Here is a 12,562-nt window from a genome sequence, read left to right as displayed (position 1 = left end):
CGCGTCGTTAGCGGGCGATCTTGAACAGCCGGAAAAAGTTCTGGGTCGTCGCATCGGCCAGCGCCTCGACGGGGATGCCGCGCTCGGATGCGATAAAGCGTCCGACATGGCTGACGTACGCAGGTTCATTCGGCTTGCCGCGATACGGCACCGGCGCGAGGTACGGCGAGTCGGTCTCGATCAGCAGCCGCTCGAGCGGCACCCGCCGCGCGACGTCCTGCACGTCGGTCGCGTTCTTGAACGTGACGATCCCCGACAGCGAGATATGGAAGTTCTGCGCGAGCGCCTGCTCGGCGACGGGCCAAGGCTCGGTGAAGCAGTGCATCACGCCGCCCGGCACGTCCGCGCGTTCCTCGGCCATGATCCGCAGCGTGTCTTCCGACGACGAGCGCGTATGGATGATCAGCGGCTTCATCGTCGCGGTCGCCGCGCGGATATGCGTGCGAAAGCGTTCGCGCTGCCATTCCATGTCGGCGATCGAGCGGCCTTCGAGGCGGTAGTAGTCGAGGCCCGTCTCGCCGATCGCGACGACTTTCGGGTGCGCGGCCAGCTCGATCAGTTCCGCGAGCGTCGGCTCGCGTGCGTCCTCGTGATCCGGATGCACGCCGACCGACGCGTACACGTTGTCGTGCGCCTGCGCGATCGCGAGCACGTCGGGCAGCGTCTCGAAGTCGACCGACACGCACAGCGCATGCGTGACGTCGTGCTCGCGCATGTTCTCCAGCACGGCCGGCAGGCGGTCGGCGAGACCCTTGAAATTGATGTGGCAGTGAGAATCGACGAACATCGTGTTTCCTGAATACGTAAGGCGGGCGCTCATGCGCTCGCCGGCAGCCGTTTCCCCTCTTCAAGGAAACAATACGCGCTCACGCGAACATTTCCCGATAACCGAGAAACAGTTCCTCGAAGACGAGCCGGGCGTTGAGCGGATGGTTCTCGACCGTCCGCTGGCGCGTCACGGCCTTCATGAAGCGTGCGAACGCATTCGCGTCGACGGCTTCAGCGCAACGCGCGAGCGCGGCCGCCTGCATCGGGAAGTAACGCGGCGCGCCCGCCATCCGCTGCGCGAGCAGATCGTACAGCCAGCGCTGCAGCCAGCCGAGCACCAGCGGCACCGGCAGCTTCTGCAGCGTCTCGCCGCACGCGAACGGATCGCACGCGGCGCCGGCGGCGAGCTGGCCGAGCGTGAAATCGCGCAGCGGGCGGTTCTCGTCGCTCGCGAGCGCCAGCGCGGCGAGCGGCGCGCCGCCGGCTTCGGCGAGCAGCGCGCGCGCATCGTCGACGCCCTGCGCCGCGAGCCACGCCGCGGCCGCGTCGGGCGCCGGCACGGTCATCGGCCACTGCCGGCAGCGGCTGATGATGGTCGGCAGCAGCCGGTCGATGCGCGCCGACACCAGCAGGAACACGACGCCTGACGGCGGCTCCTCCAGCGTCTTCAGCAGCGCGTTCGACGCGGCGACGTTCAGCGCCTCGGCCGGATACAGCACGACGACGCGCGCGCCGCCGCGGTGCGAACCGACCCCGCAGAAGTCGAGCAGCGCACGCACCTGCTCGATCTTGATTTCCTTGCTCGGCGCGCGCGTCTTCTTGCCGCCGTCGTCCGCGTCGGCCGGCTTCGCGTCGTCGGCGGCGCCCGGCGCTTCGCCCGCGAGCGCCTCGGGCAGCACGATCCGGTAGTCCGGATGGTTGCCCTGCGCGAACCACGTGCAGGCCGCGCAGGTGCCGCACGGCTCGCCGTTCGGCTGCGGCGCCTCGCACAGGAAGCCCTGCGCGAGATGCTGCGCGAACTGCAGCTTGCCGATCCCGGCCTGGCCGTGCAGCAGCAGCGCATGCGGCCACTGCGCGCGCAGTTGCTGCAGGCGGTTCCAGTCGTCGGTCTGCCACGGATAGATCATGTGGTGCGTTCCTTCGTGTTACAGCGCGGCCAGCACGCGTTCGAGCTGCTGGCGGATCTCGGGAATCGTCTGCGTCGCGTCGACGATCGCGAAGCGGTGCGGCGCCTCTTCCGCGCGCCGCAGGTATTCGCCGCGGGTACGCGAGAAAAACGCGTCCGATTCGCTTTCGAACTTGTCGGGCATGCGCGCGGCGCCGCGGCGCTCGCTCGCCACCTGCGGCGCGACGTCGAACAGCACCGTCAGGTCGGGCTGGAAACCGCCCTGCACCCAGCGCTCGAGCGTCTCGAGCTTGTCGCGCGGCAGCCCGCGGCCGCCGCCCTGGTAGGCGAAGGTCGCGTCGGTGAAGCGGTCGGACACGACCCAGTCGCCGCGCGCGAGCGCCGGCTCGATCACGAGCGCGAGGTGCTCGCGACGCGCGGCGAACATCAGTAGCGCCTCCGTCTCGAGATCCATCGGCTGGTTCAGCAGGATCTCGCGCAGCTTCTCACCGAGCTGCGTGCCGCCCGGCTCGCGGGTGACGACGACCTGCCGGCCGCTCGCGGCCAGCCTCGCCTGGAGGCGTTCGCAGAACCATTGCAGGTGGGTGGTCTTCCCCGCCCCGTCGATGCCTTCGAAGGTGATGAATTTACCGCTCGGCATTATTGACCTCGTATGTACTTGTCCACGGCCTTGTTGTGATCGCCGAGCGTGTCCGAGAACACGCTCGTGCCATCGCCCTTCGCGACGAAATAGAGCGCGCTCGTCGGCGCCGGATTGATCGCCGCCTGCAGCGAGGCGACGCCCGGCAGCGCGATCGGTGTCGGCGGCAGGCCGCGGCGCGTATAGGTATTGTAAGGAGTGTCGGCCTGCAGGTCGCGCTTGCGCAGGCGGCCGTCGTACGCGTCGCCGAGCCCGTAGATCACCGATGGATCGGTCTGCAGCGGCATCCCGATGCGCAGCCGGTTCGCGAACACCGCCGCGACGAACGCGCGGTCGGCCGCATGGCCCGTTTCCTTTTCGACGATCGACGCGATCGTCAGCGCTTCGTAAGGCGTCTTGTACGGCAGCCCCGGCGCGCGCGCGGCCCATGCTTCGTCGAGGCGCGTCTGCATCAGGTGGTAGGCACGCCGGTAGATGTTCAGGTCGCTCGTGCCCTTGTCGAACAGGTAGGTGTCGGGGAAGAACAGCCCCTCGCCGCTGCCGCGCTGGATCGCGTTGTCGGGGGCGCCGATCGCGCGCAGCAGCTCGGCGTCGCTCATGCCGGCCGTCGCGTGCGCGAGATCGGGATTGCCGTCGAGTTCCGCGCGCATCCGCTTGAAGGTCCAGCCCTCGATCACCGTCGCGACGTACTCGTTCACGTCGCCGCGCGCGATCTTCTGCAGCACGTCGTACGGCGTGATGCCGGTCTTGAATTCGTAGTTGCCGGACTTCAGCCGGCTCGACAGCCCGAGCAGGCGCGTCATCGCGACGAAGCCGAACGGCTCGACCGGCACGCCGCCGTGCTTGAGCTGCAGCGCGACGCTCTTCACGCTGCTGCGCGGCTTGATCGTGACGTCGAGCGTTGCGGCGCCCAGCAGCAGCGGCCGGGTCGCCCAGTAATACCCGCCGCCCGCGCCGGCAGCGGCCACAACGACGGCCAGCGCCACGACCGTCGCGGCGCATTTCTTCAGTAGGGACATGGAAACGAGACTCAGGTAAGACCCATATAATACTTGCTCGCCTCCGTCAAAGTCAGGGTTGACTGTTCCCTCATTCCATGAGCACACCATTCGCTTCACCGGCTGCCCAGCCCGCACCCGTCTCGCTCCCCGTTTTCCCCCGCCCGTCCACCGCCGATTTCGACGCGCCGGGCGCCTGCATGCCGCTTGCGCAGTTCGGCGTGATCGACGTGGCCGGCGACGACGCCGCGACGTTCCTGCACACCCAGCTCACCAACGACATCGAGCATCTCGATGCCGCGAGCGCGCGCCTGTCCGGCTATTGCTCGCCGAAGGGCCGCCTGCTCGCGTCGTTCCTCGCCTGGCGCGCCGGTCACGGCGTGCGCCTGCTGGTCTCGAAGGACGTCCAGGCCGCCGTGCAGAAACGGCTGTCGATGTTCGTGCTGCGCGCGAAGGCGAAACTGACGGACGCGAGCGACACGCTCGCGGTGGTCGGCTTCGCGGGCGACGTGCGCGAAGCGCTGTCGGGCATCTTCGACGCGCTGCCGGACGGCGTGCACGTGAAGGTCGACGGCCCGGCCGGGGCGCTGATCCGCGTCCCGGACGCGGCCGGCCGCAAGCGCTACCTGTGGATCGGGCCGCGCGCGGAAGTCGACGCGCGTCTCGCCGCGCTCGCCGACACGCTGCCGGTCGTGTCGCCGGCCGTATGGGACTGGCTCGACGTGCGCGCGGGCGAGCCGCGCATCACGCAGCCGGCCGTCGAACAGTTCGTGCCGCAAATGGTCAACTTCGACGTGATCGGCGCCGTTAACTTCAGGAAGGGGTGCTACCCGGGCCAGGAAATCGTCGCGCGCAGCCAGTACCGCGGCACGATCAAGCGCCGTACCGCGCTCGCGCACGTCGCCGGCGAGACCGACACCGTGCATGCCGGCGTCGAGCTGTTCCACAGCGACGACCCGGGCCAGCCGTGCGGGATGATCGTCAACGCGGCGGCCGCGCCCGCGGGCGGCGTCGACGCGCTGGTCGAGATCAAGCTGGCCGCGCTCGACAGCGGCACCGTGCACCTCGGTTCGGCCGACGGTCCGGCACTCGCGTTCGACGCGCTGCCGTACGCGTGGCCGACGGAAGCGTGACGCACTGACAACCCGGTCGCACGCCGGCTCGCACGATGCAGCCGGCGCCCGATGTTTCCTGCGAGAGATTCCCCCGATGTGTCTGATTGCCTTCGACTGGCAGCCCGATGCCGCCGCCGGTCCCGTCTTTACCCTGACCGCCAACCGCGATGAATTCTTTCGCCGTACGAGTGCGCCGCTTTCGTGGTGGGAGGATGTGCCGGGCGTGCTGGCCGGCCGCGATCTCGAAGCGGGCGGCACGTGGCTCGGCGTATCGCGCGACGGCCGCTTCGCCGCGCTGACCAATTACCGCGCGCCGTTCGACATTCGCGCGGGCGCGCCGACCCGCGGCAAGCTCGTGTCCGATTTCCTCCGCGGCCCGTCCGTCGCGCCGCTCGACTATCTCGGCGAGCTGGCCGAGCACGCGGCCGTGTACAACGGCTTCAACCTGCTGGTGGGCGACTGGAAGCGGCGCGAGCTCGCGTGGTTCTGCAACCGCGCGGCCGAAGGCGAAACCCGCGTCGCCGCGCCGGTCGCGATCGGCGCCGGCGTTCATGCGCTGTCGAATGCCCGGCTCGATACGCCCTGGCCCAAAGTCGTGCGCAAGCGCGCGGAACTCGGCACGCTGCTGACCGACAACCCGGCCCCGTCGCTCGACGAGCTGATCGAGCTGATGCGCGATCCGCATGTCGCGGACGACGACGCGCTGCCGCACACCGGCATTCCGATCGAGCGCGAGCGTGCGCTGTCGGCCGCGTTCATCGAGACACCCGAATACGGCACGCGCGGCACGACCGCGCTGCGCGTGACGATGAAGGAAGGCGTGCGCTTGACGGTCGACATCAAGGAACGCTGCGACGACGACGGCTCGCACCGCACCGTTCGCCCGGGCAGTTTCGAGCGCGCGTTCACGTTCGACATCGACGCGACGCCGCCGCGCTGAGCCAGCGGCGGGGGCGGCGCTACGGCGCGCGCGCCATCTCGACGTGCGGCACGCCGATTTCGACGAACGGCTCGCCGATTGCCGCGAAGCCGTGCCGCACGTAGAACGACACCGCGGCATCCTGCGCGTAAAGCCGCACGACCGGCTCGCCGCGATGCCGCGCCGCGTCCAGCAACGCATGCAGCACGGCCGATCCGGCGCCCTGCCCGCGCGCGTCGGCCAGCACCGCGACGCGGCCGATCGTGCCGGTGCGCAGCAACCGTCCCGTCGCGACCGCGCGGCGTGAGCCGGTCGCCGCATCGACCCGGTAGGCAACCGCGTGCAACGACAGCGGATCCTCGTCGTCCAGTTCCCATTCCGGCGGAATCCGCTGCTCGCGCACGAACACCGCATCGCGAATCCGTGCGGCATCGCCACCCAGCACGGCCCAGTCGCCCGTTTCCACCCAGCCGTCGGTCATCGCTTCCTCCGCGCGGCGCCGGGCGCCGCCGCCGTCAAACGTCGTCGAATGCGGCCCTGAGCGCCGCCACCGCGTCGGCATGCGCGGCCCGCACCTCCGGCACGTAGCCGCCCATCTTGAAGAACTCGTGGATCATCCCCGGATAGCAGACCAGCGTAACCGTATTGCCGGCCGCGCGCAGCTTGTCCGCGTACGCGGCGCCCTCGTCGCTCAGCGGATCGTATTCGGCCGTCGCGATCCAGGCCGGCGCGACACCGGCGAACGACGGCGCGTCGCGCGTGCCGTCGAGCGGCGCGAAGCGCCAGTCGTCGCGGTCGGACCGATCGCGCAAGTATTGCGTGAAGAACCACTGGATCGTGTCCTGCGTCAGCAGGTAGCCGTTCGCGAGCCGTCCGTGGGATTCGGTGTCCTGGTGACCCGTCACGCCCGGATAGATCAGCAGTTGCAGCGCAAGCCCGATACCCGCGTCGCGCGCGAGCACCGCGCAGACCGTCGCGAGCGTGCCGCCCGCGCTGTCGCCGCCGACCGCGAGCCGCGTCGCATCGATGCCGAATGCGGCGGCCTCGCGATGCAGCCAGCGCAGTGCGTCGTCGGCGTCGTTCACCGCGGTCGGGAACCGGTGTTCGGGCGCAAGCCGGTAGTCGACCGACAGCACCGCGCATTGCGCGTCGCGCGCGAACATGCGGCACAGCGCGTCGTGCGTATCGACGCTGCCGACCGTGAAGCCGCCGCCGTGGTAATAGACGAGCGCCGGCAGCGGTTCGGCGAGGCTCGGCTCGACCGGAAGGTACAGCCGCGCGCCGATCGAGCGGCCGTCGCGCGTCGGCACGAGGCAGGCCTCGACCGAATGCATCGGCGCCGGCGCGACGTCGAGGATCGGCGCGCTCTTCTCGTACGCGGCGCGCGCCTGCTGCGCCGTCTGGTGGTGATAAGACGGACGTTTCGCGCGCTCGACCATGTCGAGCACCTGGGCAATCTTCGGATTCAGCGGCATCGGTGAGGACGGCGCGGGCGGCGCCGTGAGCGGACAAGCGTCACATGATGCCACGCCGCGCGGTGCCGGGCCGCCACGCAAAACGGCCCTGCCGGTGAAAAGGCAGGGCCGTTCGTCGAGGGCGCTTACGCGTCGCTCGGGCCGGGCTGCGCATCCGGCGCGGTGCGGGTGCGTTGCCGCTTGATGTCGCGGCCCACCGCGAGCCGCCGCATGTACTTGAACGTGCCGAGCGCCTTCGCGACGAAGTTGCCGTCGCTGTCGCGCACTTCGCCTTCGCAATACGCCATCGTCGTCGAACGATGCATCACGCGCCCGTATGCGCGCAACTCGCCGCGCCCGGGCTGCATGAAGTTCACCTTCATCTCGACCGTGACGACGCCGACGCCGTCGTCGGTCAGGCTGCGCGCGGCCATCGCGAGCGCGATGTCCGACAGCGTCATCGTCACGCCGCCGTGCGCGATGCTCCACGTGTTCATGTGCCGCTCGTCGAGCGGCAGCACGATCTCGCTCGCACCGTCCTTCGCGGACACGAGCCGCACGCCGAGCAGGTCGACGAACGGGCTTTCGATCGACGGGCCGGCCGCCGGGGATGTTGCGTCGCTCATCGTGCGCTGTCGGACAGGTAGTCGACGCACTGGCGCGATTCGGCCACCGCCACGATGAACTTCTTCACTTCCTGGTGAACCGGGTGCACCTGATACGCATCGAGCGCGGCCTGGTCCGTGAAATCGGACACGAGCACGACGTCGGACGTCGCTTCGAGGCCCGGCGTCGCGATGCCGACGTCGAGTTGCAGGATGCCCGGCACGAGGTCGCGGCAGCCTTCGAGCTTTTCCTTCAGCTTCAGCGCGTTCTGCGCGCGCGTGCCGCCTTCGGCCGATTCCTTCAGCTTCCACATGAAGATATGTCTGATCACTTCCGTTGCTCCTGTTCGTGTTGGTTCGGCGGTTCGCCCAGAACCCTTGTCAGCCGGGCGTTACACAGCCCGTTCATCGTTCGCTCGCGTTCGTCGAAATCGCGCCCGGCCGGGAAAAAAGCGGGTATCCAAGCCGGGACAAGTTCAAGACGCCAACCACGATACCCGCTTTTGCACCGTGCCACTTGCGGATGTCACGATCCGCTAGCGAAAGCAGGCAACAAGCGTACCAAACCCACCGGCGCGAATGGACGGCATCTTGAGATGCGCCCATCTGGCTAGAAGCGCTGGCGGTATCGATACGGGATTGCCGGAAAGGGTCGTACTCGCGATCGGCGAATCGCCCTCCGCATTCCGGTTGTAAGCCCCGCATGGCTGGCCGCCATCGCGAACCACGGTTCACGCGCCTCTTGGCAGGCGCACCTCGAATACTGTTTCCGTCGGATCGGACCGCGCGTCAATACGGCCGTGATGTGCCTTGGCGATTTCGCTGGCGATGTACAAGCCGAGCCCCAACCCGACATCGTCACTCTCACTTGCCGATTGGTCGGCTCCGCGCTGAAGGGGGTCGAAAATGCGCTCAAGCGTGAGTCGGTCCATCGCCGGCCCTCTATTCCCAACCTCGATGAGCACTTCCTTGTCAGCCGATACCGCCGTCACCCGCACCGGCGTTTTGGACGCGCCATACTTGATCGCGTTGCTCACCAAATTACTCAGCAATTGCTGCATGCGCTGATCGTCCCAGTCCCCCCGGAGGTCGCCGCTTACGTCGACCTCGATTTCCCGATCCGGATGAGCCGCCCGCAGTTCGTCGACCACATTGGCGAGCACACGTGCGAGATCGACATTGCGCGGAACAACGTTGATGCCCAGCCCGAGCTGGGTTCGATTGAAATCGCAGAGATCGTCAAGGAGGCCTTGCATGCGCCCCCCGCTTCTGATCAGCCGGGCCGCGGCCTCCGATACTTCCTCTCCCGCATTGAGCGCCGCCAGATAAGTCGCCGTGATCTGAATGGTCTGCAGCGGCGTGCGCATGTCGTGACCCAGCATGCCCAACAACAAGTTGCGAGCCTGCTCGACCTGCTCGGTAAAGAAAGCGACGGATTCCGCGAGCGCCTGATCGATCGCCTCGTTGAAACGAATCATGTCGTCCATGTGAGGCAGCCCCGGCTGGCACTCGTCGATCCACAGGCGCAACACACTGGCACGCAGCGCCCGATACTCGGCCGCCAACTGATTGATGTTGAAGCCTCTTCGGGCGCGCAGCACGGCATGCGTCTGTGCGGCGGTTTCCGTGGCGTTCACCGGCTCGGGCGCGCGCCCGAGCGATTTTTCGTGTTGCTCGTCCCGCGTTTGCGGGGTGCCGATGTCCTTGGCCACGGCCTCGAGGATCTGCCGTGAATGGTCGCGTAGCGCGAACGAGTCCATGCCCCTTGCGGCTGGTAACAGCGTGGCGGCAAACGCTTCCCACTGCACCAGGATCGACTCCATGTTCCGCACGATGAAATCAGCTAGTCGCATGTCGCCCCACATAACGAAATGAACGGTGGATGCTCTTGTGATACCGCACGAGATCACGCGAATACCAACGATCGAAGGCGCTTGCATGACCAGCCGCGCGCAAACCCGTCGTCAGGTTCCCTCTATCGTATGGTGATTTGCCCGGCCCCAAGACGGGCCAGCGCGCGAAGCCGCAACCGCTAATGTGCAACAACTCGTGGTAACGCGAACTTCGTGGTTACCCGTCAAAGGCGCGGCTACGCCTGGCCATCAAAGCAACTTTCACGACCTGTGCTTCGCGATTCTTCGAATCGGCCATTGCCGCGCCCGCCACCGATCCCTTCGCACAACGGTCATGACGGACGACACTGCAGTCGCCATGCGTTCCAGCATTGCCGATTAATCTTCGATTTGAAGCGCCATTTCGGATCAATCGACCGGTCGTGATCGAGATTCATTATTCATTTCGACGGAATTGCATCTTTTACCGGCTCACCGGGTAATAATTACGAAAATCAAATAAAACACATCGAAATTGATCGAACCTGATTGACTTTGGCTTTCATGAAAATCTAGAATCCCCTACAACATCTTTCATCTGATTTTTCCAGCACCGGCAGAGCCTCATCCTTCACCCGCCGAAAGCGCTCTCCATCGACTTCACCCGTTTCGTAACGGGTGGTGTGGGCTATCGTTTTCCATATTCAGCCTTTATCGCCCCCCGATTAAAAAACGGTTCAATTCGCCCCGCAAGCATCACATCACGATTAATCCGGGCATTTTCAGAATGCCTGCGACGCAGAACGAAGCGGATCGAGCCGTCCGCTCATCCGGGCATTTCGATAAAAAATCGCAGTCGTCAGGAGGGTCGTCATGAACGTGCATCGCTTCACGAAATCGCTGTGTCTGGGATTCATCTGCGCCGGCCTGCTCGCCGCCTGCAACGACGACGACCTCCATTCGAACGACACGCCGCCCTCTTCCAGCGCCGCGCTGTCGTTCCGCATGGACGCCGGCGGGCAGATCAACGCGTTCTACCGGCAGGACAAGGTCGCCGCCCATCTGCTGGTGCGCTCGTCGACGAAGCCGCGCCTGCTTGTCGTGTTTCCGGCCGGCAACAGCGGCACCGGGCTGTGGTTCGACGACACTGCGCAGCCGGTGAACTGGAGCCTCGACACGCCACCGTCCGCACTGTCGGCACCCGACCCGCACGGCCGCCCGCTGTACGGCATCGGCGCCGACGTGTCGGTCGACACCGACACGCTGACGATCCGCCAGGGCGTGCTCAGCAACGTGCGCTTCCTGCGCGACTTCAACGGCGGCGCAACGATCCCGCCGGAGATCGTCACCGCCCCGACGATCCAGGGCAGCGCCGCGCAATGGCAGCGCGACCGGCTCGACGGCGCCCCCGGCTACGCACTGCGCATCACGCTGCGTGACGGCGGCAGCATCGCGACGGCCGCGGACGGCAAGCTGGTGCTGCGCGCGGCGGCCGGTACGCGCACGCTGAAGCTGCATGTCGACGCGCTGTCGGGTGAGACGCCGATGTCGCCGATCACGCGCGCCGACCTGCTCGCCCCGTCCGCGAATCCGGACCCGGTCAGCCAGAACGTGCTCGAATTCCTGAGCTTCCACGACAAGCTGCTGGCCGGCTCGTGGCAGTACGACACCTATTTCGGCCGCGACACACTGATTTCGGTGCGCATGCTGATGCCGGTGCTCGAACCGGCGGCGATCGAGGCCGGCCTGACGTCGGTACTGAACCGCCTGTCGAACGACGGCAAGGTCGCGCACGAGGAAGGCATCGGCGAATTCGCACTGGTCGACAACACGAAGCACGGCCGGCCGAACGATGCGACGCCGACCTACGACTACAAGATGATCGACAGCGACTACCTGCTCGCGCCGATCGCGGCGGCGTGGCTGATCGACGACACGCGCGGCCAGGCGCGCGCGGCCGCCTATCTCGCGCAGCGCGGCGGCGACGGTCACACCAATGGCAGCCGGCTCGTCGTCAACCTGCTGCACGTCGCGGCGACCGCGCAGCCGTTCGCGCAGCAGCCGTCGGTTGCGAACCTGATCCACCTGCGGCCCGGCGAGATCGTCGGCAACTGGCGCGACAGCACCGACGGGCTCGGCGGCGGCGTCTATCCGTACGACGTGAACGCGGTGCTCGTGCCGGCCGCGCTGCGCGCGGCGAACGCGTTCCTCACGCGCGGCCTGCTCGATCCGTACCTGGACGCCGGGCAACGCGCGGCACTCGCGAACACGGCGGCCGAAGCGGCCACGTGGGAACAGCAAGCGCCACCGCTGTTCCAGGTGAGCGTGCCGGCCGCACAGGCGACGACCGACGTGTCGGCGTATGCGCCGTCGGCCGGCGTACCGGCCGGCACCGCGCCGGGCGCGCCGCTCACGTTCTACGCGTTGTCGCTCGACCAGCAGGGCACGCCGGTTCCGGTGATGAATTCCGACGGCGGCTTCGCGCTGCTGTTCGGCACGCCGCCGGACGACGAACTCCAGCGCATCGTCGCCGACGTCACGCGGCCCTTCCCGACCGGGCTCATCACCGATGTCGGGATGGTGATCGCGAATCCCGCGTATGCGAGCCAGGCACTGTGGCCGAAGTTCACGAGTTCCGCGTATCACGGCACCGTGATCTGGTCGTGGCAGCAGGCGATGTGGGTCGCCGGGCTCGATCGGCAACTCGCGCGCCAGGATCTGTCGGACACGACGCGCGCGCTGCTGACGCAGGCACGGCAGACGATCTGGCAAGTGATCTCGAACGGGCGCGACATGCGCACGTCGGAGATGTGGACGTGGTCGTACGTGAACGGCCGGTATCAGACCGACGCGTTCGGCACGCGCAGCGCGGACGCGACCGAGGCCAATGCGGCGCAGCTGTGGAGTACGACGTATCTCGCGATTCGTGATCCGCAACTGCGGACCGGCAAGTACTGGTGGCAGGCGATGGAGCGGATGAAGGATGTGCAGCCACAGCAGACGGCGGCCATCGCGGCTCGCCAGACGATGCACCAATGAAACGAATGCCCCGCACGCATATTCGCGTACGGGGCTTCATTCAGGCCGGACGCAAACCGCGCGGAC

At 67.3% G+C, this 12,562-nt stretch carries 12 protein-coding genes; 3 read left to right on the top strand and 9 right to left on the bottom strand.

Features of this window, described 5'->3' with window-relative positions:
* Window positions 1-7: 7 nt before the first annotated feature.
* The 4 genes from DIE16_RS12775 to mltG all read right to left on the bottom strand — a co-directional run bounded on the left by DIE16_RS12775 (window position 8) and on the right by mltG (window position 3,553).
* On the bottom strand, window positions 8-787 hold the full coding sequence (locus DIE16_RS12775; RefSeq protein ID WP_124486262.1) for a TatD family hydrolase: 780 nt from the start codon (window positions 785-787) through the stop codon (window positions 8-10).
* Window positions 788-866: 79 nt separating this feature from the next.
* Window positions 867-1,895, bottom strand: coding sequence for a DNA polymerase III subunit delta' (locus DIE16_RS12770; RefSeq protein WP_044843650.1), 1,029 nt, complete (start codon window positions 1,893-1,895; stop codon window positions 867-869).
* Between the two features lie 18 nt (window positions 1,896-1,913).
* Window positions 1,914-2,534, bottom strand: a complete 621-nt coding sequence (gene tmk, locus DIE16_RS12765; protein ID WP_044843651.1) for a dTMP kinase — start codon at window positions 2,532-2,534, stop codon at window positions 1,914-1,916.
* A complete protein-coding gene (gene mltG, locus DIE16_RS12760; RefSeq protein WP_044843652.1) occupies window positions 2,534-3,553 on the bottom strand; it encodes an endolytic transglycosylase MltG in 1,020 nt (339 codons plus the stop codon). The genes tmk and mltG overlap by 1 nt, the downstream gene beginning before the upstream one ends.
* Before the next feature lie 77 nt (window positions 3,554-3,630).
* On the opposite strand from mltG, the gene DIE16_RS12755 reads away from it, so the two are divergent.
* Window positions 3,631-4,665, top strand: coding sequence for a folate-binding protein YgfZ (locus DIE16_RS12755; protein ID WP_124520191.1), 1,035 nt, complete (start codon window positions 3,631-3,633; stop codon window positions 4,663-4,665).
* A gap of 76 nt (window positions 4,666-4,741) precedes the next feature.
* Entirely contained in the window at window positions 4,742-5,587 is an 846-nt protein-coding gene (locus DIE16_RS12750; protein ID WP_124486259.1) for an NRDE family protein, read from the top strand.
* A 19-nt stretch (window positions 5,588-5,606) separates the two neighbouring features.
* On the opposite strand, the gene DIE16_RS12745 is transcribed toward DIE16_RS12750, so the two are convergent.
* From DIE16_RS12745 to DIE16_RS12725, 5 genes are all read right to left on the bottom strand, one after another.
* Complete coding sequence (locus DIE16_RS12745; protein ID WP_124520187.1) at window positions 5,607-6,047, bottom strand: GNAT family N-acetyltransferase; 441 nt, start codon at window positions 6,045-6,047, stop codon at window positions 5,607-5,609.
* 34 nt (window positions 6,048-6,081) lie between these two features.
* A complete protein-coding gene (locus DIE16_RS12740) occupies window positions 6,082-7,041 on the bottom strand; it encodes an alpha/beta hydrolase (protein ID WP_124892361.1) in 960 nt (319 codons plus the stop codon).
* Window positions 7,042-7,166: 125 nt separating this feature from the next.
* The gene (locus DIE16_RS12735; RefSeq protein ID WP_124570151.1) at window positions 7,167-7,646 is read right to left on the bottom strand and encodes a PaaI family thioesterase; all 480 of its coding nucleotides are present in this window, start codon (window positions 7,644-7,646) and stop codon (window positions 7,167-7,169) included.
* Window positions 7,643-7,957, bottom strand: coding sequence for a Dabb family protein (locus DIE16_RS12730; RefSeq protein ID WP_124892360.1), 315 nt, complete (start codon window positions 7,955-7,957; stop codon window positions 7,643-7,645). Before DIE16_RS12730 ends, DIE16_RS12735 begins: the two co-directional genes overlap by 4 nt.
* 399 nt (window positions 7,958-8,356) lie before the next feature.
* Window positions 8,357-9,478 carry a sensor histidine kinase gene (locus DIE16_RS12725; RefSeq protein ID WP_124892368.1) on the bottom strand — a complete coding sequence of 374 codons (1,122 nt, stop codon included), beginning with the start codon at window positions 9,476-9,478 and terminating at the stop codon, window positions 8,357-8,359.
* A gap of 858 nt (window positions 9,479-10,336) precedes the next feature.
* On the opposite strand from DIE16_RS12725, the gene DIE16_RS12720 reads away from it, so the two are divergent.
* A complete protein-coding gene (locus DIE16_RS12720; RefSeq protein ID WP_124892367.1) occupies window positions 10,337-12,496 on the top strand; it encodes a hypothetical protein in 2,160 nt (719 codons plus the stop codon).
* The last annotated feature ends 66 nt before the right edge of the window (window positions 12,497-12,562 follow it).

The organism is Burkholderia sp. Bp9090, from assembly GCF_003857985.1.
Classification (GTDB): Bacteria; Pseudomonadota; Gammaproteobacteria; order Burkholderiales; family Burkholderiaceae; genus Burkholderia.
The sequence above is the reverse complement of the archived record's forward strand: the minus strand, read 5'-3'. Positions and strand labels throughout refer to the sequence as shown.

What these genes read in the sequence shown, in the direction of transcription:
- DIE16_RS12775 (WP_124486262.1), bottom strand. Translation starts at nt 787, where the DNA reads ATGTTCGTCGATTCTCACTGCCACATCAATTTCAAGGGTCTCGCCGAC.
- DIE16_RS12735 (WP_124570151.1), bottom strand. Translation starts at nt 7,646, where the DNA reads ATGAGCGACGCAACATCCCCGGCGGCCGGCCCGTCGATCGAAAGCCCG.
- DIE16_RS12740 (WP_124892361.1), bottom strand. Translation starts at nt 7,041, where the DNA reads ATGCCGCTGAATCCGAAGATTGCCCAGGTGCTCGACATGGTCGAGCGC.
- tmk (WP_044843651.1), bottom strand. Translation starts at nt 2,534, where the DNA reads ATGCCGAGCGGTAAATTCATCACCTTCGAAGGCATCGACGGGGCGGGG.
- DIE16_RS12745 (WP_124520187.1), bottom strand. Translation starts at nt 6,047, where the DNA reads ATGACCGACGGCTGGGTGGAAACGGGCGACTGGGCCGTGCTGGGTGGC.
- DIE16_RS12725 (WP_124892368.1), bottom strand. Translation starts at nt 9,478, where the DNA reads ATGCGACTAGCTGATTTCATCGTGCGGAACATGGAGTCGATCCTGGTG.
- DIE16_RS12755 (WP_124520191.1), top strand. Translation starts at nt 3,631, where the DNA reads ATGAGCACACCATTCGCTTCACCGGCTGCCCAGCCCGCACCCGTCTCG.
- DIE16_RS12750 (WP_124486259.1), top strand. Translation starts at nt 4,742, where the DNA reads ATGTGTCTGATTGCCTTCGACTGGCAGCCCGATGCCGCCGCCGGTCCC.
- DIE16_RS12770 (WP_044843650.1), bottom strand. Translation starts at nt 1,895, where the DNA reads ATGATCTATCCGTGGCAGACCGACGACTGGAACCGCCTGCAGCAACTG.
- mltG (WP_044843652.1), bottom strand. Translation starts at nt 3,553, where the DNA reads ATGTCCCTACTGAAGAAATGCGCCGCGACGGTCGTGGCGCTGGCCGTC.